This is a genomic window from Aliiroseovarius conchicola, assembly GCF_041403445.1.
Taxonomy (GTDB): domain Bacteria; phylum Pseudomonadota; class Alphaproteobacteria; order Rhodobacterales; family Rhodobacteraceae; genus Aliiroseovarius; species Aliiroseovarius conchicola.
In genome coordinates this window covers 1-26,499 of record NZ_JBGEHL010000017.1, presented here as the reverse complement: position 1 = coordinate 26,499, position 26,499 = coordinate 1, and the positions used below count along the sequence as shown (strand labels likewise).

Genomic DNA, 26,499 nt, shown 5'->3' with positions numbered 1-26,499 from the left:
ACGCCCCTTCATCCCCACACCGCAAGCACTCTCTTGTTTGCTGCAACGCAGCGGTTTATGACACGCGCATATCTGCTCCAACTCAAAAAGGCTGCGACATGATCCCACGCTATTCCCGCCCCGATATGGTTGCCATCTGGTCCCCGGAATCCAAGTTCAAAATCTGGTACGAGATCGAGGCTCACGCTTGCGACGCCATGGCCGACTTGGGTGTCATCCCGCGCGAGAATGCCAACGCTGTTTGGAAAGCCAAGGATGTCGAATTTGACGTCGCCCGCATCGACGAAATCGAGGCCGTCACCAAGCATGATGTCATCGCCTTCCTGACCCATCTTGCCGAACATGTGGGCAGCGACGAGGCACGGTTTGTCCATCAGGGCATGACCTCATCTGATGTGTTGGATACCTGCCTGAACGTGCAATTGGTCCGCGCCGCCGACATCCTTCTGGGCGGAATGGACAGGGTACTGGCTGCGTTGAAGAAACGCGCGCTGGAACATAAAGACACTGTGCGCGTGGGCCGCAGCCACGGCATCCACGCCGAACCCACCACGATGGGCCTGACATTCGCACGCTTCTACGCCGAGATGGACCGCAACAAGAACCGCTTGGAAAAGGCCCGCTGGGAAGTTGCCACTGGCGCAATTTCCGGAGCCGTCGGGACATTCGCCAATATAGATCCGGCTGTTGAAGAGCACGTATGCGAAAAACTGGGCCTGCGCCCCGAGCCGATTTCAACACAGGTTATCCCGCGCGACCGCCACGCCATGTTTTTCGCAACCCTCGGCGTGATCGCCAGCTCGATCGAAAACATTGCCGTCGAAATCCGCCACATGCAGCGTACTGAGGTCCTGGAAGGGGCCGAATTCTTCTCGATGGGCCAAAAGGGCTCGTCCGCCATGCCGCACAAGAAGAACCCGGTTCTGACCGAAAACCTGACGGGTCTGGCCCGTTTGGTTCGTATGGCAGTGGTGCCAGCGATGGAGAACGTGGCGTTGTGGCACGAGCGCGACATCTCACACAGTTCGGTCGAGCGCGCCATCGGACCAGATGCCACGATCACCTTGGACTTTGCACTGCATCGGTTGGCTGGTGTCGTGGAAAAGATGCTGATCTTCCCGGACAACATGCTGGACAACATGAATAAATTTCCTGGCCTGGTGATGTCGCAGCGCGTGCTTCTTGCCCTGACACAAGCCGGTGTCAGCCGTGAAGATGCCTATGCGATGGTGCAACGCAACGCGCTCAAGGTGTGGGAAGAACGTCTGGATTTCCGTGAGCTATTGCTTGCAGATAACGAAGTTGTTGCCGCTTTGGGAGAAGAGGGCGTCAATGAAAAATTCGACATGGGGTATCACACCAAACACGTCGACACGATCTTCAAGCGGGTATTTGGTGACAGCTAAGCCCGTTTCATTCCGACGCTAATTCGGCTCACGTAAATCCTGTCTTAACCCCCTCCGTGCAATCTGTCCCCAAGCAGACCGGAGGGATGCGTGGAGACCGCAGTTACAACAAGGCCCAATGACAACTACGTCGGTGAAATCTTATCAGACTCGGCCAACGATGGGAGTGTGAACCGGTTTTCCGCCCGCACGCCCAGACTTGGAAAGCGGCAAAAGGCAGCGATCATCGTGCGCCTTTTGCTCGCCGAGGGTGCGGAGCTGTCCCTGCGCGACCTGCCAGAAGCCCTCCAGACCGAGATGATTCGCCAAATGTCGGCGATGCGATACATCGATCGGGCAACATTGAAGCAGGTCATTGAAGAATTCGTGTCCGAGATTGAGGATATTGGCCTTGCCTTCCCGAATGGTATCGAAGGCGCGCTGACCGTTCTGGACGGCGTAATCAGCCCGGCCACGGCTGCGCGGGTGCGCAAGATGGCCGGGGTAAACCTGTGCGGAGATCCATGGGAAACCATTGCAGAGCTAGACCCGGAAATGCTGTTGCCACCATTGCAAACGGAAAGCACCGAAATCGCCGCTGTGCTTCTTTCGAAGCTAAGGGTTTCTGTCGCGGCGGATCTTTTGGGGCAATTGCCCGGGCCACGCGCCCGAAAGGTCGCCTACGCTGTGTCGCAAACAGGAGATATCGCCCCAGAAGTGGTGGAAAAAATTGGCAGGTCGCTTGCCGACCAATTGGGCGCGCGCCCGCCCAAAGCGTTTGATGACGGGCCGGTGGAACGTGTTGGGGCAATCCTCAATGCCTCACTTGCTGGAACACGCGACGACGTGCTGGACGGGCTAGAGGCCGATGACCTGGGGTTTGCGACGGCGGTGCGCAAGGCGATATTCACCTTCGCAGATATCCCAGCCCGCCTTGAACCAAAGGATGTGCCGAAGGTTACCAAGGATATCGATCAGGCCGTGTTGATCACCGCGCTCACCGCCGCAACGGACGAGATGCAAACAGTTACCGACTTCATTCTGGGTGCGATGTCCAAGCGCATGGCCGAGCAAATCCGCGAAGAAATGTCGGAACGTGGCGCTGTGAAGACCAAGGATGGCGAAGCAGCCATGAGCGCGGTGGTGAACAACATCCGCGCGCTGGAAACCGCAGGAGAGGTCACGCTGATCGTCGAGGACGAGGAAGACTGACCCCAATATCTCAAACGAACTTCGCCTCCGCCTAACGCTTGCGACTGTCGCCCGCGGCAGCTATGTCTGGCCTTCGATAACAGCCACAAGCGCAGCGTAAATCTGTCTGCGCCATTGGAGACAAACAGGATGGTGCAGGAAAAACGAGGTGTCGGTCCATATCTGACTCATTTGGCCTTGTCCGCTGTGCTAAACTTGCCCCGGCTTCTGCCATACCGCTGGCGCCTGCCGACGGTTGGTTGGCTCGCCGCTCGCGTGATCGGCCCGGTCGCAGGCTATGACAAACGTATCCGCAGCAATCTGGCACTAACTTGCCCCAACATGTCTGACTCAGACGCAAAGAAGCTTGAACACGCCGTACTGAAGAATGCAGGGCGGTTTCTGGCTGAAATGTGGTCGGGCGATGCATTTTACGACCGGTTGAAGTCCACCAAGCTTTCTGGCCCAGGTGTATCTGCATTGGAAGAGGCCAAAGCCGCCGGCCGTCCAATTATTGCCATTTCGGGCCATTTCGGAAATTACGACGCCGCCCGTGCAGTATTGATCCAAGCTGGCTTTCAAACCGGGGCACTCTACCGTCCGATGTCCAATGCCTATTTCAACGAAAGCTACAAGGCACGTATGGAGGGGTTTGAAGGTAAAGCTTTTGAACAATCCCGTCGCGGAATGGCCGAAATGGTCAAGCACCTACGCAAGGGTGGGTTGCTGGCGATCCTTCTGGATCAACGCGAGGATCAGGGGGCCAAGCTTAACTTTTTCGGCCAACCTGCCATGACCACGCTTGCTGTCGCGGAAATGGCGCTGAAATACGATACGCTCTTTATTCCTGCCTTTGCGATCCGCAAGGAAAACGGGCTCGATTTCGATGTCGTGATCGAAGAGCCGATCACCCACAGCGATGCCGAGACCATGATGCAAGAATTTAACGACCGGTTCGAAGCGCAAGTGCGTCAGCACATGGATCAATTTCTTTGGATCCACAATCGATGGCAGATGCCCAAAGATCAGTAAGCCTTACTTGTTCCGATCAATCCAGCTTTATGGCCGCCAGAATTTCCCCCGGATAGCCCCGGCTTTTTGACGCCTGAAGAAGTATCGCAGCCCCCTGCCCGTCCGGTGTCACCGGGATCGGCAGCGCAAAGTCTGCGTCAGTCTTGCCGTTCCAACTGCCAATGGTCTGCACGCCCGTGACGACATTGGTCGAAGTTATGGAACGGCCAGCGTTCTCGCCACGACTGACCGCGACCTTAGCTTGCGGAATGAAGGTCACCAATTGAACACGCATATCGTCCGGTAAATCCAAATGCGTCATGGGTTTGACCCGCACGACCTGACCCGCATCCGTTTTCACAACGAGCAGGTCGACCTGTGCTGTCTTCTCCTGATGGTGATGTAGGATATTCATAACCTCGACAGCATGACTGCCGACCACCTGATCGACCCCTCCGATGATCATCTGAGGTGTATAGATCGAGCGGGTACCAAAGCTGCCCGCATAGTTTTTCTGTCGGTTGGTAAACGCGGCCTGCGCAAAGGTGTCTTTCCACCCGATATAGTCCCAGTAATCGACATGAAACGCCAATGGCAGGATATCATTGTATTCGGCAAGCTTGCCGAGCAGCTCGTCAGCCGGCGGGCAGGATGAACACCCCTGCGATGTAAATAATTCGGCCACCGTGACCGGGTGCTGATCGGCATTGGCCGAAGTCGCTCCGAGCCACAAGGCGCACGCGAAGAAGGGGGTAAGAACTGCTCTCATCGGGTCTCTATTCCATTTGTGTTAATACCTAGATAGCCCGCCGCCTGCACACCTTCCAATCAAGGTTTTGCGAGCGGTATGTTACAGTTTTCGCCGTTAAGTGGAGGTCGCGCTCGATTTTTGGTGTACAATCGCATACAATTTACCGGATTCCCCTTGCATGACGCCAATATGTAAGGCACATGCAAGCCAGCAAAACCCTGTATCCTGACCATAAGGGAGCCACCCAATGACCATTATCGTAGGTTCAGACACCGCCAAAACGCGTAAAACGCTAAAGGCAGGTGCATCCTCCATCGCCTATTACTCCATTCCTGCGGCAGAAGCCGCCGGGCTTGGTAACTTCTCGCGCCTGCCAGCCGCGTTGAAAGTCGTTCTTGAAAACATGCTGCGCTTTGAAGATGACGGACGCACCGTCAGCGTCGAAGATATCAAAGCGTTCTCGGAATGGGCCGAAAAGGGTGGGAAAAACCCGCGCGAGATCGCGTATCGCCCTGCCCGCGTTTTGATGCAGGACTTCACCGGCGTTCCAGCCGTTGTTGACCTTGCCGCCATGCGTGATGGCATCAAAGCTTTGGGTGGTGACGCACAGTTGATCAACCCGCTGAACCCCGTCGATCTGGTCATCGACCACTCGGTCATGATTGACGAGTTCGGCAACCCCCGCGCGTTCCAGATGAACGTTGATCGCGAATACGAACGTAACCTAGAGCGTTACACCTTCCTGAAATGGGGTCAGTCGGCCTTTAATAACTTCCGTGTTGTGCCCCCCGGCACCGGCATCTGTCACCAGGTGAACCTTGAATATCTGGCCCAAACCGTATGGACGGATGAGGATCAGAACGGTGAACAGGTCGCTTACCCTGACACGCTTGTCGGCACGGACAGCCACACCACAATGGTTAACGGTCTGGCCGTTCTGGGTTGGGGTGTTGGCGGGATTGAGGCTGAAGCCGCCATGCTTGGTCAACCGATTTCGATGCTGATCCCCGAAGTTGTCGGCTTTGAACTGACTGGCGAGATGGTCGAGGGCACCACCGGCACTGACCTTGTTCTGAAGGTCGTCGAAATGCTGCGCGAAAAAGGCGTTGTCGGCAAGTTCGTCGAATTCTACGGTGAGGGTCTGGATCGTCTGCCACTGGCTGACCGTGCAACCATCGCCAATATGGCACCGGAATACGGCGCAACATGTGGTTTCTTCCCGATCGACGGTGAAACCCTGCGCTACCTGCGCACCACCGGTCGTGACGAAGATCGCATCGCATTGGTCGAAGCCTACGCCAAGGAAAACGGGTTCTGGCGCGACGCAGACTATGCGCCCATCTACACCGACACCCTGTCGCTCGACATGGGCACCATCGTGCCTGCGATCTCAGGCCCCAAACGCCCGCAAGACTATGTGGCGCTGACCAATGCTAAATCGGCCTTCCGCAAAGAAATGGAAGAGACCTTCAAACGCCCGATGGGCAAAGAAGTGGCGGTCAAAGGCGAAGACTACACGATGGAATCTGGCAAGGTCGTGATCGCGTCGATCACGTCGTGCACCAACACATCGAACCCATATGTGATGATCGGCGCGGGCCTTGTGGCGCGTAAAGCGGCCGCACTTGGAATGAACCGCAAGCCTTGGGTGAAAACCTCACTGGCGCCGGGAAGCCAAGTTGTGTCTGCCTATCTTGAAGCGGCAAACCTGCAAGAAGATCTGGACAAGATTGGCTTCAACCTCGTCGGCTATGGCTGCACCACCTGTATCGGTAACTCTGGCCCGATCCAGGCCGAACTGTCCGAAGCAATTGCCGAAGGCGATCTGGTCGCCACCTCGGTCCTGTCGGGCAACCGGAACTTCGAAGGGCGCATCTCGCCTGACGTACGTGCCAACTATCTGGCCTCACCGCCCTTGGTCGTGGCCTATGCATTGGCCGGCACGATGGACATCAACCTGGCCTCTGACCCAATCGGTCAGGACAAGGATGGCAACGATGTCTATCTGAAAGACATCTGGCCCTCGACCCAAGAAGTGGCAGAGCTGGTCGAACAGACCGTCACCCGCGAAGCGTTCCAGTCGAAATATGCGGACGTCTTCAAAGGCGATGACAAATGGCAATCGGTTGAGACCACTGGCGACGAGACCTATGATTGGCCAACTGCTTCGACCTACATCCAGAACCCGCCTTACTTCCAAGGCATGTCCAAAGATGCGGGCGTGATCTCGGACATCGAGGGTGCAAAAGTTCTGGCCGTACTGGGTGACATGATCACCACCGACCACATCTCGCCTGCCGGGTCGTTCCCTGTGTCATCGCCTGCCGGTCAGTACCTGACCGAGCGTCAGGTCGCCCCGCGTGAGTTCAACTCCTACGGCTCGCGTCGCGGCAACCACGAGGTCATGATGCGCGGCACGTTCGCCAACATCCGCATCAAGAACGAGATGCTGGACGGTGTTGAAGGTGGTTACACCAAGGGGCCCGATGGCAAAGAGACTTCGATGTACGATGCGTCGATGGCCTATCAAGAGGCAGGCACCCCGCTTGTCGTCTTCGGTGGTGAGCAGTATGGCGCTGGTTCCTCACGTGACTGGGCCGCTAAAGGCACAAACCTTCTGGGTGTCAAAGCCGTAGTCGCCGAAAGCTTTGAGCGTATTCACCGTTCAAACCTGGTTGGCATGGGCGTCATCCCGTTCGAATTCACCGGTGGCGACACGCGCAAAACGCTTGGTCTGACTGGGGAAGAAACCGTCTCGATCACCGGGCTGGCAGGCGATCTGAAGCCGCTTTCGAATGTACCTTGCACCATCACCTTCGCGGATGGTTCGGCTAAGGAGATCGAATTGAAGTGCCGGATCGACACCGAAGTCGAGATTGAATACGTCGAAAACGGCGGCGTTCTGCATTACGTGCTGCGTAATCTCGCGAAATCATAAGTTCATACCTATGAAAACCAACGAAAACGCGCCTTCAGGGCGCGTTTTTTTGTGATTGCTACGGGAATTGAAGCTGTTAACACTGCCGATTGATGGGGGCGCACTTATGAAGAAGGTTGTCCTAGTAACCGGTGGCGCACGTGGCATTGGCCGCGCGATTGCCGATGATCTGTCGCAAGATCATCAAGTGGCAATCACCTACCTAACCGGTCACAAAGAAGCTGAAGATTTTACTTCGTCTTCAATTGATAGGCTTGCGGTCCAGGCCGATCTAATTGACTCAACGGCACCTGAAAAGATTGTTGCTCATGTGATCGAGCGGTTTGGCCGGATTGATAAACTGGTGAACAATGCCGGAGTTGTCTCGGAAACGTCTCACGAGGAGGTCGATCCTGAACATCATGCCCGCATGTACCAGGCCAACGTGATTGCACCTGCCGCAATGCTGGCTGCTTGTTTACCTTTCATGCAGTCTGGATCTGCGGTTCTGAACATTGCGTCTGTCAATGCGGCCTCTCCCCCTGCCACCGCTGGGGCCTATGGCGCATCGAAGGCGGCGCTGGTGGCAATGACAATTGCGCAAGCCAAGGCTTTAGGAGAGAGTGGAATTCGTGTGAATGCCATTGCCCCTGGGGCCATTGAACGCGACTACTGCCCCAGACCCACCGACGTGCAAGAGATGATCAGAACTGACAGCGCTTTGCCCCGAAATGGTACGACACAAGACATAGCCGGCCCCGCACGGTTCTTGCTTGGTGACGATGCCGGATTTGTCACCGGCGAGACCCTGACAGTCAGTGGTGGCTATCGCATATAAAGCTGGCGGATATCTGCCGATGTATGTGATGCACGGCACATCGACCAGATTACTTATTGCGTTAACTTTGATTAGGAAACAAACTGATTTTAGGCAAAATCCACTGGATCAATTTGTCAGAAAATTGTAAGGTTCCGTAAGGTCAACATATTACACTGACTTTTTTGATTTAGTAGTTTTAGACATAATAAGAAGCAGATTACCATGCAGCGAATTACGCGCCACATATCTCTACCTGTTCTTGAAACGCTTGCGTTCAGCGCCTTTATCCTGATGTTACATTCGGCCGGTTAACGGTCAGAGGCCTCGGCCATTGCTGGCCGGATCACGTTTTCCAGAATGCTCTCGGTTATCGGACCGGCAAAACGTTTCACAACCGTTCCGTCACCCGCAATGATGAAGGTCTCGGGCACGCCATACAGGCCCCAATCCAGTCCTGTCCGGCCGTCGCTATCGGCCATAAGCGCCGCGTAAGGATTGCCAAGCTGATCAAGGAACCGCGCCGCATTTGCCGGTGTATCCTTGTAGTTGATACCCTTGATGTCGACGCCTTCAGCCGCCAGGGTTTCGAGTTGCGGGTGTTCCGCGCGACATGGTGCACACCAACTGGCCCAGAAATTCACAAGCTTTACGCCTCCTGAAGTCAAGTCGGCATGAGTGAAGCTTGGCGCGCCCTCAAATTCCGTGACCTGAAGCGCTGGGACCATGCCACCTTCGCGGGTTGACGGTAAGGCATTCGGGTCGTCGCGGTTCATTCCCCACAAGAACATCACAGCCAGGCCGACAAATATCACGGGCGGGATAAAGACCAACCATGAGATGCCCTTTTTCTTCTCGTCAGTCATTGCCATTCGCCCTTTTCTCAGCCGCATTGAGTGTCTTCTTCACTTGGGCCGAACGGCGCCAAGACACAAGGATCAACACGATCAAAAGTCCGAGAGTGATGGCCCAAGAGGCCAAAATCGCGTCAGTGTACTTGCCAAGCTCAAGCATCATTCATCCTTTCGCGGATTTCCAAACGGTGCAGGCGCACCAGTCGTAGTTCGGTCCGCGTACGGATCAGCACCAAGGCGACAAACAGCAAGATGAACCCGGCGATGCACAGCAAAAGTGGTACGTAATAAACATCCGAGACGTTTTCCTGCTTATCCAGCGAAAGGGACGCCCCTTGATGAAGTCCCTGATTCCAGAAATTCACAGCGTATCGGCTGAGAAGTGCGAATACTGAACCGACGATGCACAGGACCGACGTCAGGTCTGCAGCCGTATCCGGGTTATCGATCGCCGCCCAAAGCGCCATATAGCCGAGATAGAACAAAAACAGGATCAGAAAGCTCGTAAGTCGCGGGTCCCATGCCCAATAGGTACCCCACATAGGCTGCCCCCAAATCGCACCCGTGACCAGCGCGATCACAGTCATTGTCACGCCAATCAAAGCCGCCGCTTTCGCAGCCCGCACCGACACATGGTGCCTACGCACAATCCAGATCAACGACGTGACCAACATCATCACCCAGATGTTGATCGCCATCATGGCAGACGGCACATGTACATAAATTATCTTGACCGAATTTCCGAAGTTCGCTGCAGCTGGCGTAAAGAAAAAGCCCCAGACCAACCCCGGTATCAAGGTGATTACCGTGAGTCCGATCACCCAAGGCAGAACTCTGCCGCTGAGCGCCATGAACTTAACCGGGTTTGCAAATTCCCAAAGTGACATAAGCTTCCTCTATTCGGTGGCTATGATTTGCGCAAGCATAGTAGGGTTTTCCTCACGGCGACTTGACCTATCTCAGGTTAATCCGAAGGGCGGCGGCGGCGGCAAAGGGCAAAAGCGCGATTGAGCCTGCGGTGATCCCAGCCATCATCAAAAGTGGCGTTGTTGCGGGTAAGCCCGCAGTGCCGCGAGTGGCAGCCTCTGCACCAAAGATAAGCGTTGGAATATACAGCGGCAGGACAAGCAAGGACAAAAGAAGCCCACCCCGTTTCAATCCCACGGTCAACGCGGCACCGAACGCGCCGATCATCGACAGCGCGGGTGTGCCGATCAGCAGAGTGACGAACATCCAATAATGGCCGGGGCTTTCAAGATGCATAAGCGTGCCAAGGATCGGCGCAGCCAAGGTCAGCGGCAACCCGGTGACCAGCCAATGGGCCAACGCTTTGACGGCGACCGTACCCTCCATCGGGATGGGCGCCGTCGCAAGCAAGTCCAGAGATCCGTCTTCGAAATCCAATTGAAAAATCCGGTCGAGCGACAGAAGACAGGCCAGCAGAGCACCGACCCACAGGATACCTGGTGCAATCCGGCTTAGGATGGCCGCCTCGGGGCCAACACCAAACGGCACAAGGGTCGAAACGATCAGGAAAAACGCAAGCCCCAGCCCGAACCCTCCGCCGGCGCGCATGGCAAGCCGTAGATCTCGAACCAAAAGCGCAATCATTGGAACGCCTCATCGAAATCAGCATAGCGGTCGCGGCTTTGTGCGTCCCGCATACCGTTCGGGTCAGCTTTATAGGGACCAACGTCAAACGTCTCGGCCTCGAGCCCAAGATCAATATGGGTCGCGATCAGCGCCGCACCACCGCTTGCAACATGAGCGCGCACCGCATTTGCAAAGAGCGTCACCGATGCCGCATCAAGTGATACGGTCGGCTCATCCAAAAGCCAGATCGGCCGCCCGGTGACCAACAGGCGGGCCAACCCCAAACGGCGCTTCTGCCCAGCAGATAAATTTGCCGCCGGGCGGTGGGTCAGCCCGGCCAGATTGAAGTTCTGAACGGCGGGCGTGATATCCGCGACCCCATGAACCGATGCCCAGAACCTCAAATTCTCTTCAACAGTCAGGGTGGCCTTCAGCCCATCCGCATGTGCGCCGTAGGTGATATGTTCGGGGTCAACGGAAATGGTGCCAGCCACCGCGGGCTGTAGCCCCGCCAGTGTTCTGAGCAATGTGGTTTTACCCGAACCATTTGGCCCCCGCAGGATCAGAACCCGCTCTGCTAACAGCGTGAAGGTCAGCCCTTCAAGCACCGGCACGCCACCGCGCGCAACAGACAGGTTGTCGACCCTCATTTCCATGGTGAAGGCTTAGACCGGCAGGGCGGCCAAAGCAATGCGACGCCCCTCGGCCACCAGTACATTATAGGTGCGGCATGCAGGCGCAGACGCCATAGCTTCGATACCAATGTCCAACGCCTCAAGTGCCGCAACCAAGTCGGCCGGGGGATGGGCGACTTCGGCTCCAGTTCCGTAAAAAAGGACGTCAATCCGGCCCGCAAGCGCTTCTAGTGGGGCAAGATCGTCGGGACCACGCCAACTAACGGCAGCGTCCTCTGTGACGAGGACCGCGCCGTCGATCACCTTACCGGCGATGCGAAAGAACCCGGGGCCGTACCCATCGACCGGCTGCGCATTGTCGTATTTGACTTCGTGAAACTGCATAACGGGCCCCTGCGATCTTAGCTAGCTGATCGTCGCATAAAGCCCGGAAAGGCTGGAAATCGCAATGATCAGATAAGCCGCCCATCGATAAAGTGCTTCATGGCGAGGATTGAACAGAGCGCCACCTATCAGATTGCCGGCGAGGTTGGGAACCATCGCGAGGACGCCAAGCATAACAGGAAGCCCAAGCAGCCGACCGGCAAAAAGAAAACCGATCAACATCATAATATCGTAAAAAAACAAGAACGCCGTGATGTTTGCCCGGATCACCCGCGCCGGGTGGGTCGAGGCCATATAGAGCAAAATGACCGGCGGGCCCGGAATGCCGGCTGCTCCACCCAAAAATCCCGCTCCGCCGCCTGTTGCCCAAACAAGGCGGGGCGTGACGACCCCATGATAACGCAGCCCGGTCATCAAAAGCGCCAGCATCACTAGGCTCACCGCCGATACCACAAGCTTGAAAACCTCTGGATCAATTGCAAATAGTGCAGCCAACCCGAAAGGCAACGCCAGGGCGGTGCCGCCAAGCAACCGCATTAGATCCTTGGGGTGGCCATCTTTCAGCGCACGCGGAATGGCCGGGGCCGGCCCGGCGACATCCATGACAATCAAGACGGTGATAGCCCAAACGGGGTCAATCACTTGCGCCGCGATGGGCAGAAAAATCAGTGCCGTACCAAAGCCCGAAAACCCCCGGACAAGCCCTGCGGCAAAGGCAGCCAACACCAGCCAGCCAAGCCCCGGCAGCGCCAGGGCTTGTGCCAGAAGATCAGGCATCCACGTTTGCGAACTGGTTTCCAGCGGTCGCGTCAGGCTTTGACCAATCGCGTTTTACGCCCAGCTTCAACAGAATTGCTGAGGCCACGAAGATCGAGGAATACGTCCCGACGACAACGCCCCAGATCATCGCAAAGACGAAACCCCGGATCACATCTCCACCCAACACATAAAGCGCGATCAGCGCCAGAAGTGTGGTGACGGACGTAATCATGGTGCGCGACAATGTCTCGTTGATCGACAGGTTCAGAACCTCTTTCAGATCCATCTTCTTGTATCGACGCAGGTTTTCACGCACCCGGTCAAACACAACCACCGTGTCGTTCAAAGAATAACCCACAATGGTTAGAAGGGCCGCGATGATCGCCAGATCAAACTTGATACCCAAAAGCGCAAATACCCCGATGGTCAGCACCACGTCATGCACAAGCGCCGCCACAGCACCCAGTGAAAACTGCCATTCAAACCTGAGCCAGATATAGACCAAAACCGCTGCAATCGCCGCGACGACCGCCAGAACCGCAGTGGTGATCAACTCGCCCGAGACCTTAGGCCCCACACTCTCCACACTTGGGAAGGTGATGGCGGGGTCTACGTTCTGTAAAGCGCCTTCGATCAATTGAATGGTTTCGGGCGTGATCGCCTCTTGGCCTTCTTGTGCTTCGATACGGATCTGGCTGACATGCTGGTCGGCGCGGAAGTTCACGTCATTGACCTCGACTATCGAAATGTCACCAAGGCCCAGCGGGGTCAGGGCATCGCGGTAAGTGCCAACGTCGACGGCCAAGGTGCTTTCGGTGCGGATCGTGGTACCGCCGCGGAAGTCGATGCCGAAATTCAACCCGATGATCAGGAACAACATCACCGAGGCGACCATCGCCAAACCAGACGCACCCAAAGTGGTTACGGAATGTTTGAAGAAATCAAACACGCGGCCTTTCGGTGCCCTGCGGATGCCTTTGATGTCCAGCTGACGTGGGCGTTTACGCTCAAACCACATCACAATGATCAGACGGGTCAGGAAAATCGCAGTGAAGACCGAGGTGATGATGCCCAGCCCCAAGGTGACCGAGAACCCGCGCACCGGACCCGACCCCATGACGAACAAAATCACAGCGGTAATGAAGGTCGTAATGTTGGCATCCAGAATGGCCGACAGAGCTTTTTCATACCCCAATTCGATGGCCCGGGCTGGGCCCCGACCCGCCTTTAGTTCTTCGCGGATACGTTCAAACACCAACACGTTGGCATCGACCGCCATACCGATGGTCAGCACGATACCGGCGATACCCGGCAACGTTAGGGTGGCCCCGATCATCGACAGAAGACCAAAGATCATCCCGACGTTCAGAATCAGCGCCACATTGGCAATCACACCGAACCAGCCATAGGCCAGCACCATGAAGATCAGGACAGCCGCAAATGCTACGACCGAGGCGATTTTGCCTGCGTCAATGCTGTCTTGCCCCAGTTCAGGCCCGATCGTGCGTTCTTCAACATACGTAAGCTCGGCGGGCAACGCGCCTGCGCGCAGAAGCACGGCAAGATTGGTCGATTCCTCAATTGAGAAATTGCCAGTGATGATGCCGGAGCCGCCACAAATCTGTTCGTTGATCCGCGGTGCGGAAATAACCTCTTTGTCCAGTACAATGGCAAACGGCGCACCAACATTGGCACCGGTATAGTCACAGAACTTACGCGCGCCGGTCACATCAAACCGGAAGCTTACTGCGGGTCGACCGTTTTGGTCGAATGAAGGCTGCGCATCCGCGAGCTCTTCTCCTGTTACAACAGGTGTTTTCTCAAGCTCATAACGCACGCCTTCTTCATCCAGCGAAGGAAGAATTTCGGTGCGTGGCCCCGGTGTTGCGGCCGGGTCCGTTGTACGTCCAACGACAGGGTTAAAGGTCAGTTTCGCGGTTTTGCCGATAATCTCTTTCAGCTCAGATGCACTGCCGATGCCCGGAACCTGGATAAGAATACGCGTATCACCCTGACGCTGAATCGTCGGCTCTCGTGTACCCACTTCGTCCACACGACGGCGAATAATCTCAAGGGATTGCAGGATGGTGCGGTCGTCTGTCGCCACCTTTTCGGCCTCGGACAAAGTCACCACGAACTCGCCTTCACGACCCGCGTTCACCTCAAAGTCAGTTGATCCGACGCCAGACAGACTGACCACAGGCTGTGCCAGTGCGCGGGCCAATTCGATGGCCTGCGGCAATGCCTCTGGGTTCGAGATTTTGATCCGAAGCTCGTCTGGCGCGCTATCTTGCCGACGAATGGTGCCAATCGTCCCGCGTTCACCTCGCAATGCATCACGAACTTCTGGCCACAGCGAATCCATACGCGCGCCGTAGACATCCTCGACTTTAACTTCGGCCAGCAAATGCGCGCCGCCGCGCAGATCAAGCCCAAGGTTCACAAGCGAGTTTGGAGCCCAGTCGGGCCAAGCTGACTTGTCCGCCTCCAACTCGGGCGTCGCCCCGGTTTCGGCGATCTCTTTGACCGCATCGTTATGCACCTCGACGCGGTTATAAAACCCGTTCGGCGCTGCAAAATACAAGCCAAGGGCGACCAGCCCCCAGATCACAAGACGTTTCCAAGTCGCGATTTGAAGCATAAGCCCCTGCCTTATAAGCCTTTGAGAATATTATGTAATGGCGGAGTATCCGCGCAGATCAGCTTTCGACCGGTTCGGTCTTGCCAATCACTTTGGAGATCGTGCCGCGTACGACGCGCACCTTCACGCCAGATGCGATCTCGACTTCAACTTCGCTGTCGTCCTTGACTTTGACGACCTTGCCGATCACGCCGCCCTGCGTGACCACCTGATCACCCTTGCGCAATGCGCCCAGCATCGCTTGATGCTCTTTCATCTTTTTTTGCTGTGGGCGGATCATGAAGAAATACATGATCCCGAACACCAAAAGCATTGGCACCAGCATAGAATTCAAAAGCCCTCCGGCGGGCGCGCCCGCGGCCTGTGCGAAAGCAGGTGTGGCAAACATGTGCATATCCCTTTTTTGTTGGGCCTCAGGCCCCATTGGTCGGCGCACACTATATGGGGGTTCTGGGGTTGGCAAGCAAGCGGATGCGATCATTTCCCCTTCCCCCGCCTGCCCCCTTCTGGCATATGCGGTTTGAGATAATGAAAGGAGCAATCCATGCACGATATTCGCCTGATCCGCGACAATCCCGAAGCTTTCGACGCCGGAATGGCCCGTCGGGGCCTGTCGTCATTGTCGGGCGAGATTTTGTCGCTGGACGAAGCACGCCGCGGGGCCATTCTGGCCGCGGAGACCGCGCAAGCGGATGCAAACAAAGCCGCAAAGTCGGTTGGGGCTGCGAAAGCATCAGGTGATGAGGCCGGGTTTGAACGCCTGCGCGCCTTGGTTGCCGAGAAGAAAGCCGAGATTGGCACGCTGAATGACGAGGCCAAAGCGTTGGACGCGAAGCTGACCGATCTTTTGATGGGCTTGCCAAACATTCCCGGCGACGACATCCCGGATGGCGCTGACGAAGACGACAATGTCGAGATCAACCGCTGGGGCACTCCGGGCGAATTTGATTTCAAACCGCTGGAGCATTATGAGCTTCCGGCCGTCAAAGCGGGCATGGATTTTGAGACCGCCGCCAAGCTTTCCGGCTCGCGCTTCATGGTGCTATCTGGCGCCGTCGCGCGCCTACACCGTGCTTTGGCCCAGTTCATGATGGACGTTCATACCGAGGATAACGGTCTGACCGAAACCTGGACCCCGGTGCTGGTCAAAGAAGAGATGATGTACGGCACAGGTCAATTGCCGAAGTTTGGCGAGGACAGCTATCAAACCACCAACGGTTGGTGGCTTGTGCCAACGGCCGAGGTGACACTAACCAACATCGTAAACGGCGCGACCATCGACGAAAGCTACCTGCCCCGCCGCTATGTCGCCCACACCCAGTGTTTCCGATCCGAAGCCGGATCTGCCGGACGAGACACGGCGGGCATGTTGCGCCAACACCAGTTCGAAAAAGTCGAGATGGTGTCCATCACCAAACCCGAAGACTCGACGGCTGAACATCAGCGCATGACCCGACTGGCTGAAGACATTTTGGAACGCTTGGGGCTGGCCTATCGCACGGTGGTCCTTTGCACAGGCGATCTGGGCTTTGGCATGAAACGCACCCATGACATCGAAGTCTGGTTGCCCGGTCAGAATATGTACCGAGAGATCAGCTCGGTCTCGGTCGCAGGCGATTTCCAAGCCCGCCGTATGAACGCGCGTTATAAACCAGCAGAAGGCGGAAAGCCGCAGCATGTTCATACGCTAAACGGGTCCGGTTTGGCGGTAGGTCGCGCGCTGATCGCCGTGCTTGAGAACGGTCAACAAGCGGATGGATCGGTTCATCTACCTCAGTCGCTGCACCCGTATCTGCGTGGAAGAACGCGGATCACGGCAGATGGCGAACTGGTCTGAACAGAAATCGATAAGAAGAAGCGGCGCCCAGTGAGGCGCCGTTTTTATTAGATCGTTACGCCTTGTCGACCGGCAAGATCGACAAAATACTGCCACGCCACACGGCCGGACCGCGCGCCACGCGTGGCCTGCCATTCTATGGCCTCAGCCCGCAGCGCTTCATCATCAATCGTGACCCCATAGGCGTCGCAATACCCTCGGATCATCGACAAGTACTCATCCTGATCACAGGGATGGAATCCAAGCCACAGCCCAAACCGATCGGACAGCGAGACCTTCTCCTCCACCGCCTCGGATGGGTTGATCGCCGACGAACGCTCATTCTCGATCATATCGCGCGGCATCAAGTGGCGGCGGTTTGACGTGGCATAGAACACCACGTTATCAGGCCGCCCTTCGATCCCACCATCCAAGACAGCCTTGAGGCTTTTGTAATGCTGATCATCATGGCTAAAGCTCAGGTCGTCACAAAAGAGCATGAACCGGTACGGTGCGTCCCTCAAAAGACCAAGCAGGCGCGATACGGATGGCAGGTCTTCCCGTTGAAGCTCGACGATTTTGAGCGCCTCGCCCCGGTTCAACACTTCCGCATGCACCGCCTTCACAAGGCTGGATTTCCCCATCCCGCGCGCCCCCCACAAGAGCGCATTGTTCGCGGGCAGACCACGGGCAAATTGCAACGTGTTTGCCAAAAGGGTGTCACGCGAGCGATTCACACCGATCAGCAGTTCAATCGCCACGCGGTTGACGTTCTTGACAGGCTCAAGACGATCCGGCGCAGTGTGCCAGACAAAGGCGTCGGCGTTAGAGAAATCGGGCGCAGACAGCGGCGCGGGTGACATCCGTTCCAACGCATCAGCGATCCGGCTTAGGGCGTCGGTGTCACTCACGCGTCTTTCTCCGGCTTCTCCTCGCTCTCGTCTTCATCAAACTCAGCCATCAACTCATCATCGTCAGCTTCATCCACATCATCATCTTCGAACCAAAGACCTTGCGCACGCAAATCGGCCTCTCGCTTCTTCTCGACACGCTTCACCAACTGGATGGATATCTCGTATAACCCGTAGACAACGACGAACAGGATCACCTGAGTGATGACGTCAGGCGGGGTCACCAAGGCTGCAAGCACCAGAATGCCGACCACCGCGTACTTGCGCATATCCGACAGGCCTTGCGCGCTGACAAGTCCGGCTTTCCCCATCAAGGTCAACAAAACCGGCAGCTGGAAACAAAGCCCAAACGCCACGATAAACTTGATCGAAAGTCGTAGATACTCCTGAACGGAGCCCTGGAAATCAATCGAAGCCTCAACCCCTGTTTCGGCCACGCCGCCTTGCTGCTGGAAGCCCAGAAAGAAGTCGAACGCCAGAGGCATCACGACGTAAAACGCAAAGCTCGCCCCAATCAAAAACATGATGGGCGACGCGAGCACAAACGGCAAAAACGCGTTCTTTTCGTTCTTATAAAGACCCGGCGCGATAAAGCGCCAAAGCTGGTAACTGATATAAGGGAACGACAGCACAAGCCCGCCAAACAGCGAGATTGAGATCGCTACAAAGAAGCCCTCTTGCAGCTTGATCAGGATCAGCCCGCAGCTTTCCTGCCCCCGCTCTGCCATTGTTTGGCACAGAGGATCGGTCAGGAAATTGAAAATCGGGTTCCAGACGGTGAAACAAATCACCATGCCAACGATAAATGCCAACGCCGAGCGGATAAGGCGCGAACGCAGCTCGGTCAGATGCTCGATCAATGGGGCCGAGCTGTCTTCAATCTCGTCAGTGTCGCTCATGCGCTAGATGTATCCGTGGGTTTGGTCTTGGATTTGGGCTTTGCCTTGGCCGCTGACTTCGCTGCTGGCTTTTTTGCAGACGCGGTTTTTGGCGGGGTTTTGGCAGCGGGCTTCTTAGCTGGCGTTTTCTTGGCCGCTGCAGGCTTTGCGGCGGGTTTCTTGGTCGCCGCGGCCTTTGGCTTTGCCGCTGCTTTGGCTGTCTGATCCGCCTTGGGCGCCTCGGCCGCTTTCGTTGTGGCCGCATGGATCTTGCGTGCAGCTTCGTCGCTGGCGCTTTCCAAAGCCGAGAGCTCTTCGGGTTTCGGCTTTGTCGCCTCGTCCGCAGCTTTCTGATCGCGAAGGGCTTTCGCTGGATCCCATTTCTCAAACCCATCAGCGGCTTTGTTCAAAGCGTCCAGCCCCATCGCCTTGGATGATGTGGCAGATTTGATGTTGTCAGAGATGTCCTTAACGCCAGATTCATCAGCCGCCTCGTTCATCGCCTGACTGAACTCACGCCCCATCTGGCGCGCGCGCGCGGTAAACCGCCCCAGCGTGCGGAACATTCCTGGCAAATCCTTTGGACCCACCACGATCAGGGCGACTACCCCGATCACCAATAGCTCGGTAAACCCGATATCGAACATGGGCAAAGCCCCCTAAAACGTCGCGGCTTACGCCTTTTCTTTGTCAGTCTCGGGGGTCACATCTTTTGCAGCTTCTGCTGCATCTGCCGCCTGTTCTTCGATCTCTTGCTTGCCATCATCAACGCCCTTCTTGAACGCAGTGATGCCTTTGCCGACTTCACCCATCAGTGACGAGATTTTGCCGCGGCCGAACAGAACCAGCACCACAACGGCGATCAGCAGAAGGCCCGGAAGGCCGATATTGTTGAGCATCTTATTCTCCCTAGTCGGAGGGGCGCGTCGCCCGTCCAAATCTATAACGCTTGAAACATTTATGGCTTTGCGGGCCAAGTTCAAAGCCCCAAAGCGAAAAACAGGTAGGAAATTGATGTGAGAAATGCGCGCAGGGGGTAAATTTACGCAATCAATGCGCGAGTAGACGGCGACACCTAACGAATATCACGCCAGCGATTCTTTCTAGCTGGTCGGACAGCTTCACACTGCAGGCAGGTCGGATCCAATGTCCTGACGGTGACGGAAAACGAAACACCGGTCGCGTCTAATCGCGATCCATAGGGGTGTACCCTGCTGTGGCAAAAACACAGATGGAACCGATGCAGTTAGTGTTGCACTGTCGTCCTCCATTCGAAAATCGACAAGGCTTTCTTTGCCTATGAACCGCGCTCGATCAACAAGTGCACGGGCCCAAACACCATGATCAGGTGTCGGGCTTGGGCCCTTGCCACCCCTGTCAAAGTCAATTTTCAGATGTTGCGGGCGGATGACGATGTCGACCATCGCTCCGTCTGGCACACCGGGCGCCAAAAACTGGCCGAACGCCGTTTCCGTCAATGCTCCCTGCACTTTCCCCGCAATGACGTTTACGTCAGAAAAGAACGCGGCGGCCTCCAGATCGGCCGGTGCGTTATACAGGTTATAGGGTGCACCACATTGAACGATCTCGCCATTGCGCATCAAGGCGATCTCGTCGGCCATGCGCATTGCCTCTTCTGGTTCGTGGGTCACCAGAAGAACGGCAGCGCCTTCTTCCTTCAGGATGCTCAGCGTTTCATCGCGAATGCCGTCACGTAGCCGATTGTCGAGCCCCGAGAACGGTTCATCCATCAACATGATCGATGGGCGCGGCGCGAGTGCGCGCGCCAGCGCGACGCGTTGCTGTTCACCGCCAGAAAGTTCATGCGGATAGCTGTCGATAAAACGGACCAGCCCAACTTTCTCCAGTAATTCGCGCACCCTCAATCGTTTTTCAGTGCGCGAGCCTGTTAGTCCGAACGCCACATTCTCGGCTACTGAGAGATGTGGGAACAGCGCAAAATCTTGAAACATCAGACCGATATTGCGCCGCTCTGGCGGCAAAAACACGCCCGGTCCCGCAACCTGCTGTCCGTCGATCCAAACCTCGCCGGCCGTCTGTTGGTCTACGCCGGCGATGATCCGCAATGTCGTGGACTTTCCGCAGCCCGAGGGGCCGAGCAACCCTGTCACTTGTCCAGCCTGCAACGATAGCGAAATACCACGCACGACAGGACGCCCCCCAAACTCCCGCCGAAGATCGCGAATTTCCAAGCGTGCAGTATTGGTTTTGGCACCGTCCATGATTGCAGGCAAATCCCTTGCTGTCTTAGCCGTGCGCACGGCATACCCGATGAAATCCATCAGGTTTTCATCGGCATATCAGGACAGTTTTTCGCCCGCAAGCCATCTCTCGCCCGCAAACGACGCGGAATTGTCGCAATCCAACACGCGCTGCTCTATGCTCTGACTTCAGATAGGGATGCGGATACTTGTCAGGAAAGCCATTATGCGTCTGTTGATTTCCTTTGCTGCATTGCTTCTGTCAGTTGTCTTACTTCAACTCAGCACAGGTGGCGTTGGCCCGTTGGACGCCCTGTCCGGTCTGGCCCTTGGCTTCACCACATCCGAAATTGGCTTGTTGGGATCGGCGCATTTTGTCGGGTTCTTCATAGGATGCTGGTGGTCGCCGCGCCTGATGGGCAGCGTCGGTCATTCGCGCGCATTCGCTGTGTTCACAGCCTTGGGCGCGATTGGGCTTTTAGCTCACACACTTGTTTTCAACCCCTACGCATGGGCTGTGATGCGTGTGGCCTCAGGCTTGTGTGTGGCCGGTGCCTACACGGTGATCGAGGCGTGGATGAACGCCAAAATCACCAATGAGACACGCGGGCGCGCGATGGGCGGATACCGCGCGGTCGATATGGGAGGCTCCTTGGCCGCCCAGCTTCTGATCGGCGTCCTGACCCCCGCCCATTACGTCAGCTACAACTTGCTCGCGCTTATCTGCTGCGCGGCGATCCTGCCATTGATGCTAACCCGCGCAAGCCAGCCAGAAACCCCCAAGGCCCCGCGCCTTCGACCCGGTCTTGCATGGCGTTTGTCCCCGCTTGCCGCGGCAGGATGTGTTGTCGCCGGGATCACCTCGGCGGCCTTTCGGATGGTGGGTCCGATATATGGGCAAGAGGTCGGGCTTGAAACCCAGCAACTTGCGTGGTTTCTGGCGGCCTTCGTGCTTGGCGGTGCCCTTGCGCAGATCCCAACTGGTTGGATTGCCGACAAATACGACCGACGTTGGGTTTTGATCTGGCTATCCGTCGCCGCCATCGTAAGTTGCACCCTGACGGTCAGCGCCAGTGGTTTGGGCACCCAGATGGCTTTTCTGACCGCAATTCTGTTTGGCTTCACAACCTTCCCGATATTCTCGGTTTCCGCGGCCCATGCCAATGATTTCGCCACCAGCGCAGAGCGGGTCGAGCTTTCCGCAGCCCTCATGTTTTTTTATGCCATCGGTGCGATCGCATCGCCGTGGGTGTCTTCCAACCTGATCGCGCTCTACGGTCCTCCAGCTCTTTTTACATTCATTGCAACTGGACACCTTGGGCTGATCATTTTTGGCCTCACCCGTATGCGCGCGCGCCCGACGGTCGAGGACAAAACACCTTATACCTATACGCCGCGGACGTCGTTCTCGATGGGCCGCCTGTTTGGACGAATGCGCGACACGACAAGCGACACGGTCGGAGGCAAAAAGGTTGACAGTAATATTCCCGGCAAGTAGTCACGCGCCCTTTCTGTATTAAAAGGATCGTGGCCATGACGTCCCCAATTCTTGCCGTAGATTTCGGAACATCGAACTCCGCCGCCGCCATTTTGGACGGAAACGTTGTTCACCGCATCGCCATCGAGGCCGAGGCCGACACCTTACCCACTGCCGTGTTTTTCCCGACCGAAGGCGGCATGCGCATCGGTCGGGCGGCCAGTGATGCGCTGATTGACGGCGATGACGGGCGTTATATGCGAGCCTTAAAAAGCATCTTGGGTCACGACCTGCTGCACGAAAGCCGTCTCGTTGGCGGCAAACGCCAAACTTTGGCCGACGTCATTACATCGTTCCTAAGCGCAGTTAAATCCCGTACTGAGACAGCGACTGGCCATACATTTCAACGGGTCCTATCGGGGCGGCCAGTGCAGTTCCATTCCGACAATCCAACCCGCGATCAGCAAGCCGAAGCTGATCTGCGCGCATGTTACCATGCCGCGGGGTTCGAGCAGGTCGATTTCCTTTACGAACCCGAAGCCGCCGCCCATGCCTGCCACGGGATGGGTGGCGCAGGTCAGACCGGACTGATTGTCGATATCGGCGGCGGCACGTCAGATTTCAGCATTTATCGTAGCGACGGCGACACAGTAACGATCCTTGCCAGCCATGGTATTCGTCTTGGCGGCACGGATTTCGACCAGAAAATTTCGATGTCTCATGTGATGGCGTTGCTGGGGCATGGCGGGCAATTGCGGCGCACCTTCGGGGCGGGCCTACAACCCATGCCGAACGCTATCTTTCAGGACTTGGCGACATGGGCCAAGATCCCGTTTCTGTATTCGCGCGAGACTGAGCGCAAAGTTGATGATCTGCTACAACATGCTGTTGAACCAGCCAAGTTAACACGACTGCGCGACGTCATTGAGGACCGACTGGGGCACGAGCTTGCCTTCGCAGTTGAAGCCGGGAAAATTGCCGCCAATGCCCGCGTTGGAAACGCACGGATCGACATGGAGTTTGTCGAACGCGGCCTGGAGAAACCGATCACACCCGGCACGATGAACGCCGCATTGCTGGGGTTCCGGGATGATCTGAAAGCCGCCATCCACGAAACGCTGCTCCGGGCGCAGATTGCGCCGGTTGGAATTGACGCGGCCGTTCTGGTCGGTGGGTCCAGCCTGATGCAACTCGTCTCCGACGAGGTGCTGGCGGTTTGCCCGAATGTAACGTTGCATCAATCCGAGGCGTTTACGGCCGTGGTGGATGGTTTGGCTTTGGCGACCAAGTCACAGGTCTGACGCCCTGGATGGCAAAGTCACGCTTGCTCTGGCCCTTTTTACGATTTCCGCCTAAACAGCCACAAACCTGATATCCGGAGACATCATGAACCGCGTCCTTATCACTTCGGCCATCCCCTATATCAATGGGATCAAGCACCTGGGCAATCTGGTCGGCTCGCAGCTGCCAGCTGACCTTTATGCCCGCTATAACCGGGGCCGCGGGCGCGAAGTCATGTTTATCTGTGCAACCGACGAACACGGCACACCGGCTGAACTGGCGGCGGCCAAAGCAGGTAAGCCCGTGGCCGAATTCTGCGCCGAAATGCACGCGATCCAGGCAGAGATTGCCGAGGGGTTTCGTCTGTCTTTCGACAATTTCGGCCGCTCGTCGTCGCAACGAAACCACAAGCTGACCCAACATTTCGCGGGCAAGCTGGCCGACAATGGCTTGATCGAGGAGGTTTCGGAGAAGCAGGTCTATTCAAACGCTGACGGGCGTTTCCTGCCAGACCGGTACATCGAAGGCATCTGCCCCAATTGCGGTTACGATGGCGCGCGCGGCGATCAATGCGAAAACTGCACCAAGCAACTGGACCCGACCGACCTGATCGAACCCCGCTCGGCCATTTCGGGATCAACCGATCTTGAAGTGCGCGAGACCAAGCACCTGTACCTCAAGCAATCGGCGCTGAAGGACAAACTGGACGCCTGGATTGACACCAAAACTGACTGGCCGGTGCTGACAACCTCGATCGCCAAGAAATGGCTACATGACGGAGACGGCCTGCAAGATCGTGGTATCACGCGCGATCTGGACTGGGGTGTGCCGGTGAAAAAGGGCGACGCGGATTGGCCCGGTATGGAAGGGAAGGTTTTCTATGTCTGGTTCGATGCGCCCATAGAATACATCGCCGCAACAGCCGAATTGGCGGACAAGCTGGATGAAGGCGACGACTTCTGGCAGCGCTGGTGGCGCACCGATAAAGGTGCCGATGACGTGCGCTATGTGCAATTCATGGGCAAGGACAACGTCCCTTTCCACACCCTGTCATTCCCCGCAACGATCATGGGCTCACAAGAGCCGTGGAAGCTGGTCGACTACATCAAATCCTTCAACTACCTGAACTATGATGGCGGGCAATTCTCGACCTCTAAAGGGCGCGGCGTTTTCATGGATCAGGCACTGTCGATCCTGCCTGCAGATTACTGGCGCTGGTGGCTTCTCAGCCATGCGCCCGAGAACTCGGACAGTGAGTTCACGTGGGAGAACTTCCAAACGTCCGTGAACAAGGACCTCGCCGATGTATTGGGCAATTTCGTCAGCCGTGTGACTAAGTTCTGCCGCTCGAAATTCTCGGAAGCGGTGCCCGAGGGCGGCGCATACGGCGAAGTGGAAAACGCTTTGATCGCAGACCTGACCAGCAAAGTCCGCGCCTATGAAGGCCACATGGAGGCTATGGACGTGCGCAAGGCCGCACAGGAACTGCGCAGCATCTGGGTGGCTGGCAACGAATATCTGCAAACGACGGCACCTTGGAGCACCTTCAAGACCGACCCGGATCAAGCGGCTGCGCAAATCAAGCTCGCCCTCAATCTGATCCGGCTTTACGCCGTGCTATCAGCCCCGTTCATACCGGACGCGTCGGCAACACTTTGCGCCGCAATGAATACGAATTTGGACTGGCCAGAGGACATCGACGAGGCTCTGGCCTCGTTGGAAGCAGGTCATGCCTTCACGGTGCCAGACAACCTCTTTTCCAAGATCACGGACGAACAACGTGAAGAGTGGCAGACCAAGTTCGCAGGCCAGCGCGACGAGTGAATCGTAAAGGGCAGTAAAATTTGAAGATCACCAAAAAACAACCACGCCCAATCCGTCTTTCGTTAAAGGACAAGCGTTCGGTGCGCACTCAATTTGGTGCGCTTCCTTATCGGATCAAAGATGGCAAGGTTGAGGTTTTGCTGGTCACAACGCGCAGGACCGGTCGTTGGATTATTCCGAAAGGCTGGCCCATGGATGGCGAAACCCCAGCAGGGGCGGCGGCAGTTGAAGCCTATGAGGAGGCTGGCGTTGAAGGCAAAGTGAGCCATCAAGTGTTAGGCTTCTACAGTTATGAAAAACAACTTGATGACGCGCGCTTGTCTTGTCTCGTGACGGTTTTCCCGTTGAGGGTCAAGAAGCAGCACAAGCAGTTCCCCGAGACCGGACAACGGCGTCGCAAGTGGGTTTCAAGAAAAAAAGCCGCGCGGATGGTTTGGGAGCCAGAGCTGCGCCGCATCATTAAATCATTTGATCCAAAAAAACTGGCGTAGTCCGATACCGGTATCCGTCAGGCGGGTTGCGTTGGGTCAAAGGCATCTCCATATTGATATGGCTATGAAGTTTCGGGAATACCCATGATCCGCTATGCACTGAAATGCGATCAAAATCACGCGTTTGAAAGCTGGTTCCAGAATGGTGCGGCCTATGATGGGCTGCGGGCCGCAGGACATGTGACTTGCCCCCAATGCGGGTCATCCGAGATCGCAAAAAGCTTGATGGCGCCGAAAGTACGTCCCGCGCGCACAGCTGCACAGGCTCCGTCACCGCCGATATCCGAAAAGGCAGAACCCAGCGTGCCAATGGCCGCACCCAACGCCGAGGTTGAAGCCGAAATTGCCAAACTGAGGGCCAAGGTCGAAGCCGAAAGCGATTATGTCGGTCAAGACTTCGCACAGGAGGCACGGGCGATGCATGTCGGCGATGCACCGGAACGGTCAATCTATGGCGAGGCAAATCTGGCCGAGGCCAAAGAACTTGTCGAGGACGGCGTGCCGGTGATGCCTTTACCCTTTCGACCAACGCGGAAGATGAACTAGGGCCTGTTAACACTTAATCATATCGACGATTAGGGCGAAATTCAGGAAAGCGCGGTACATGACGTCCAGCTTTTCGAACCTTGAGAAGATGCGCCGGTATCCTTTCAGCCTTCGA

Annotated in this window: 26 protein-coding genes and 1 pseudogene; 11 read left to right on the top strand and 16 right to left on the bottom strand. The window is 56.5% G+C overall.

Annotated elements, in window-relative coordinates; all coding sequences use genetic code 11:
* The first annotated feature begins 98 nt into the window (after positions 1 to 98).
* The 3 genes from purB (at position 99) to V6N04_RS17340 (ending at position 3,608) form a co-directional block, all read left to right on the top strand.
* Complete coding sequence (purB, locus tag V6N04_RS17350; protein WP_371171457.1) at positions 99 to 1,406, top strand: adenylosuccinate lyase; 1,308 nt, start codon at positions 99 to 101, stop codon at positions 1,404 to 1,406.
* Positions 1,407 to 1,496: 90 nt separating this feature from the next.
* Positions 1,497 to 2,597, top strand: coding sequence for a flagellar motor switch protein FliG (locus tag V6N04_RS17345; RefSeq protein ID WP_371171456.1), 1,101 nt, complete (start codon positions 1,497 to 1,499; stop codon positions 2,595 to 2,597).
* Between the two features lie 129 nt (positions 2,598 to 2,726).
* Positions 2,727 to 3,608 (top strand): lysophospholipid acyltransferase family protein, encoded by an 882-nt coding sequence (locus tag V6N04_RS17340; RefSeq protein WP_371171455.1) that lies wholly within the window; start codon positions 2,727 to 2,729, stop codon positions 3,606 to 3,608.
* Between the two features lie 16 nt (positions 3,609 to 3,624).
* Here V6N04_RS17340 and V6N04_RS17335 read toward each other — a convergent pair whose 3' ends face one another.
* Entirely contained in the window at positions 3,625 to 4,356 is a 732-nt protein-coding gene (locus tag V6N04_RS17335; RefSeq protein WP_371171454.1) for a DUF1223 domain-containing protein, read from the bottom strand.
* Positions 4,357 to 4,585: 229 nt separating this feature from the next.
* On the opposite strand from V6N04_RS17335, the gene acnA reads away from it, so the two are divergent.
* Together acnA and V6N04_RS17325 are read left to right on the top strand one after the other, a co-directional pair.
* Entirely contained in the window at positions 4,586 to 7,276 is a 2,691-nt protein-coding gene (gene acnA / locus V6N04_RS17330; RefSeq protein WP_371171453.1) for an aconitate hydratase AcnA, read from the top strand.
* Between the two features lie 106 nt (positions 7,277 to 7,382).
* Positions 7,383 to 8,093, top strand: a complete 711-nt coding sequence (locus V6N04_RS17325) for an SDR family NAD(P)-dependent oxidoreductase (RefSeq protein ID WP_371171452.1) — start codon at positions 7,383 to 7,385, stop codon at positions 8,091 to 8,093.
* A gap of 290 nt (positions 8,094 to 8,383) precedes the next feature.
* Here V6N04_RS17325 and V6N04_RS17320 read toward each other — a convergent pair whose 3' ends face one another.
* The 9 genes from V6N04_RS17320 to yajC form a co-directional block, all read right to left on the bottom strand.
* Positions 8,384 to 8,938: a DsbE family thiol:disulfide interchange protein gene (locus V6N04_RS17320; RefSeq protein ID WP_371171451.1), complete on the bottom strand. Its 555-nt coding sequence runs from the start codon at positions 8,936 to 8,938 to the stop codon at positions 8,384 to 8,386.
* On the bottom strand, positions 8,931 to 9,089 hold the full coding sequence (gene ccmD / locus V6N04_RS17315) for a heme exporter protein CcmD (RefSeq protein ID WP_371171450.1): 159 nt from the start codon (positions 9,087 to 9,089) through the stop codon (positions 8,931 to 8,933). Before ccmD ends, V6N04_RS17320 begins: the two co-directional genes overlap by 8 nt.
* On the bottom strand, positions 9,079 to 9,813 hold the full coding sequence (locus tag V6N04_RS17310) for a heme ABC transporter permease (RefSeq protein WP_371171449.1): 735 nt from the start codon (positions 9,811 to 9,813) through the stop codon (positions 9,079 to 9,081). Before V6N04_RS17310 ends, ccmD begins: the two co-directional genes overlap by 11 nt.
* 67 nt (positions 9,814 to 9,880) lie before the next feature.
* Complete coding sequence (gene ccmB, locus V6N04_RS17305; protein WP_371171448.1) at positions 9,881 to 10,537, bottom strand: heme exporter protein CcmB; 657 nt, start codon at positions 10,535 to 10,537, stop codon at positions 9,881 to 9,883.
* On the bottom strand, positions 10,534 to 11,175 hold the full coding sequence (gene ccmA, locus V6N04_RS17300) for a heme ABC exporter ATP-binding protein CcmA (protein WP_371171447.1): 642 nt from the start codon (positions 11,173 to 11,175) through the stop codon (positions 10,534 to 10,536). Before ccmA ends, ccmB begins: the two co-directional genes overlap by 4 nt.
* 9 nt (positions 11,176 to 11,184) lie before the next feature.
* Entirely contained in the window at positions 11,185 to 11,538 is a 354-nt protein-coding gene (locus V6N04_RS17295) for an Mth938-like domain-containing protein (protein WP_371171446.1), read from the bottom strand.
* 21 nt (positions 11,539 to 11,559) lie between these two features.
* Positions 11,560 to 12,315 (bottom strand): sulfite exporter TauE/SafE family protein, encoded by a 756-nt coding sequence (locus tag V6N04_RS17290; RefSeq protein ID WP_371171445.1) that lies wholly within the window; start codon positions 12,313 to 12,315, stop codon positions 11,560 to 11,562.
* Positions 12,308 to 14,938, bottom strand: coding sequence for a protein translocase subunit SecD (gene secD, locus V6N04_RS17285; protein WP_371171444.1), 2,631 nt, complete (start codon positions 14,936 to 14,938; stop codon positions 12,308 to 12,310). The genes V6N04_RS17290 and secD overlap by 8 nt, the downstream gene beginning before the upstream one ends.
* 58 nt (positions 14,939 to 14,996) lie before the next feature.
* Positions 14,997 to 15,326, bottom strand: coding sequence for a preprotein translocase subunit YajC (yajC, locus tag V6N04_RS17280; protein ID WP_371171443.1), 330 nt, complete (start codon positions 15,324 to 15,326; stop codon positions 14,997 to 14,999).
* Between the two features lie 156 nt (positions 15,327 to 15,482).
* On the opposite strand from yajC, the gene serS reads away from it, so the two are divergent.
* Positions 15,483 to 16,775, top strand: coding sequence for a serine--tRNA ligase (gene serS / locus V6N04_RS17275; RefSeq protein WP_371171442.1), 1,293 nt, complete (start codon positions 15,483 to 15,485; stop codon positions 16,773 to 16,775).
* Positions 16,776 to 16,822: 47 nt separating this feature from the next.
* On the opposite strand, the gene V6N04_RS17270 is transcribed toward serS, so the two are convergent.
* The 5 genes from V6N04_RS17270 to V6N04_RS17250 all read right to left on the bottom strand — a co-directional run bounded on the left by V6N04_RS17270 (position 16,823) and on the right by V6N04_RS17250 (position 20,786).
* A complete protein-coding gene (locus tag V6N04_RS17270) occupies positions 16,823 to 17,617 on the bottom strand; it encodes an ATP-binding protein (RefSeq protein WP_371171485.1) in 795 nt (264 codons plus the stop codon).
* A 44-nt stretch (positions 17,618 to 17,661) separates the two neighbouring features.
* Positions 17,662 to 18,564, bottom strand: a complete 903-nt coding sequence (gene tatC, locus V6N04_RS17265) for a twin-arginine translocase subunit TatC (RefSeq protein ID WP_371171441.1) — start codon at positions 18,562 to 18,564, stop codon at positions 17,662 to 17,664.
* Entirely contained in the window at positions 18,561 to 19,190 is a 630-nt protein-coding gene (tatB, locus tag V6N04_RS17260; protein ID WP_371171440.1) for a Sec-independent protein translocase protein TatB, read from the bottom strand. Before tatB ends, tatC begins: the two co-directional genes overlap by 4 nt.
* A 27-nt stretch (positions 19,191 to 19,217) precedes the next feature.
* Positions 19,218 to 19,442, bottom strand: a complete 225-nt coding sequence (locus tag V6N04_RS17255; RefSeq protein WP_371171439.1) for a twin-arginine translocase TatA/TatE family subunit — start codon at positions 19,440 to 19,442, stop codon at positions 19,218 to 19,220.
* Between the two features lie 222 nt (positions 19,443 to 19,664).
* Positions 19,665 to 20,786 carry an ABC transporter ATP-binding protein gene (locus V6N04_RS17250; protein WP_371171484.1) on the bottom strand — a complete coding sequence of 374 codons (1,122 nt, stop codon included), beginning with the start codon at positions 20,784 to 20,786 and terminating at the stop codon, positions 19,665 to 19,667.
* 205 nt (positions 20,787 to 20,991) lie between these two features.
* On the opposite strand from V6N04_RS17250, the gene V6N04_RS17245 reads away from it, so the two are divergent.
* The 5 genes from V6N04_RS17245 to V6N04_RS17225 all read left to right on the top strand — a co-directional run bounded on the left by V6N04_RS17245 (position 20,992) and on the right by V6N04_RS17225 (position 26,384).
* Positions 20,992 to 22,263, top strand: a complete 1,272-nt coding sequence (locus V6N04_RS17245) for an MFS transporter (protein ID WP_371171438.1) — start codon at positions 20,992 to 20,994, stop codon at positions 22,261 to 22,263.
* Between the two features lie 35 nt (positions 22,264 to 22,298).
* Positions 22,299 to 23,543, top strand: a complete 1,245-nt coding sequence (locus V6N04_RS17240; RefSeq protein WP_371171437.1) for an Hsp70 family protein — start codon at positions 22,299 to 22,301, stop codon at positions 23,541 to 23,543.
* Between the two features lie 85 nt (positions 23,544 to 23,628).
* Positions 23,629 to 25,347: a methionine--tRNA ligase gene (metG, locus tag V6N04_RS17235; RefSeq protein WP_371171436.1), complete on the top strand. Its 1,719-nt coding sequence runs from the start codon at positions 23,629 to 23,631 to the stop codon at positions 25,345 to 25,347.
* An 80-nt stretch (positions 25,348 to 25,427) separates the two neighbouring features.
* Positions 25,428 to 25,838, top strand: coding sequence for an NUDIX hydrolase (locus V6N04_RS17230; protein ID WP_371171435.1), 411 nt, complete (start codon positions 25,428 to 25,430; stop codon positions 25,836 to 25,838).
* Between the two features lie 84 nt (positions 25,839 to 25,922).
* On the top strand, positions 25,923 to 26,384 hold the full coding sequence (locus V6N04_RS17225; RefSeq protein WP_371171434.1) for a DUF1178 family protein: 462 nt from the start codon (positions 25,923 to 25,925) through the stop codon (positions 26,382 to 26,384).
* A 6-nt stretch (positions 26,385 to 26,390) separates the two neighbouring features.
* Here V6N04_RS17225 and V6N04_RS17220 read toward each other — a convergent pair.
* Positions 26,391 to 26,499, bottom strand: a pseudogene (locus tag V6N04_RS17220) (IS5-like element ISCARN85 family transposase); the annotation flags it as partial.

Bases quoted from the DNA above. Each gene is read 5' to 3' on its own strand.
- acnA (WP_371171453.1), top strand. From the start codon at position 4,586: ATGACCATTATCGTAGGTTCAGACACCGCCAAAACGCGTAAAACGCTA.
- V6N04_RS17225 (WP_371171434.1), top strand. From the start codon at position 25,923: ATGATCCGCTATGCACTGAAATGCGATCAAAATCACGCGTTTGAAAGC.
- V6N04_RS17340 (WP_371171455.1), top strand. From the start codon at position 2,727: ATGGTGCAGGAAAAACGAGGTGTCGGTCCATATCTGACTCATTTGGCC.
- metG (WP_371171436.1), top strand. From the start codon at position 23,629: ATGAACCGCGTCCTTATCACTTCGGCCATCCCCTATATCAATGGGATC.
- purB (WP_371171457.1), top strand. From the start codon at position 99: ATGATCCCACGCTATTCCCGCCCCGATATGGTTGCCATCTGGTCCCCG.
- V6N04_RS17290 (WP_371171445.1), bottom strand. From the start codon at position 12,315: ATGCCTGATCTTCTGGCACAAGCCCTGGCGCTGCCGGGGCTTGGCTGG.
- V6N04_RS17335 (WP_371171454.1), bottom strand. From the start codon at position 4,356: ATGAGAGCAGTTCTTACCCCCTTCTTCGCGTGCGCCTTGTGGCTCGGA.
- V6N04_RS17250 (WP_371171484.1), bottom strand. From the start codon at position 20,786: ATGGACGGTGCCAAAACCAATACTGCACGCTTGGAAATTCGCGATCTT.
- yajC (WP_371171443.1), bottom strand. From the start codon at position 15,326: ATGTTTGCCACACCTGCTTTCGCACAGGCCGCGGGCGCGCCCGCCGGA.
- V6N04_RS17255 (WP_371171439.1), bottom strand. From the start codon at position 19,442: ATGCTCAACAATATCGGCCTTCCGGGCCTTCTGCTGATCGCCGTTGTG.
- ccmA (WP_371171447.1), bottom strand. From the start codon at position 11,175: ATGGAAATGAGGGTCGACAACCTGTCTGTTGCGCGCGGTGGCGTGCCG.
- ccmD (WP_371171450.1), bottom strand. From the start codon at position 9,089: ATGATGCTTGAGCTTGGCAAGTACACTGACGCGATTTTGGCCTCTTGG.
- secD (WP_371171444.1), bottom strand. From the start codon at position 14,938: ATGCTTCAAATCGCGACTTGGAAACGTCTTGTGATCTGGGGGCTGGTC.
- V6N04_RS17240 (WP_371171437.1), top strand. From the start codon at position 22,299: ATGACGTCCCCAATTCTTGCCGTAGATTTCGGAACATCGAACTCCGCC.
- ccmB (WP_371171448.1), bottom strand. From the start codon at position 10,537: ATGATTGCGCTTTTGGTTCGAGATCTACGGCTTGCCATGCGCGCCGGC.
- V6N04_RS17295 (WP_371171446.1), bottom strand. From the start codon at position 11,538: ATGCAGTTTCACGAAGTCAAATACGACAATGCGCAGCCGGTCGATGGG.
- V6N04_RS17325 (WP_371171452.1), top strand. From the start codon at position 7,383: ATGAAGAAGGTTGTCCTAGTAACCGGTGGCGCACGTGGCATTGGCCGC.
- serS (WP_371171442.1), top strand. From the start codon at position 15,483: ATGCACGATATTCGCCTGATCCGCGACAATCCCGAAGCTTTCGACGCC.
- tatB (WP_371171440.1), bottom strand. From the start codon at position 19,190: ATGTTCGATATCGGGTTTACCGAGCTATTGGTGATCGGGGTAGTCGCC.
- V6N04_RS17310 (WP_371171449.1), bottom strand. From the start codon at position 9,813: ATGTCACTTTGGGAATTTGCAAACCCGGTTAAGTTCATGGCGCTCAGC.
- V6N04_RS17320 (WP_371171451.1), bottom strand. From the start codon at position 8,938: ATGACTGACGAGAAGAAAAAGGGCATCTCATGGTTGGTCTTTATCCCG.
- tatC (WP_371171441.1), bottom strand. From the start codon at position 18,564: ATGAGCGACACTGACGAGATTGAAGACAGCTCGGCCCCATTGATCGAG.
- V6N04_RS17270 (WP_371171485.1), bottom strand. From the start codon at position 17,617: ATGTCACCCGCGCCGCTGTCTGCGCCCGATTTCTCTAACGCCGACGCC.
- V6N04_RS17245 (WP_371171438.1), top strand. From the start codon at position 20,992: ATGCGTCTGTTGATTTCCTTTGCTGCATTGCTTCTGTCAGTTGTCTTA.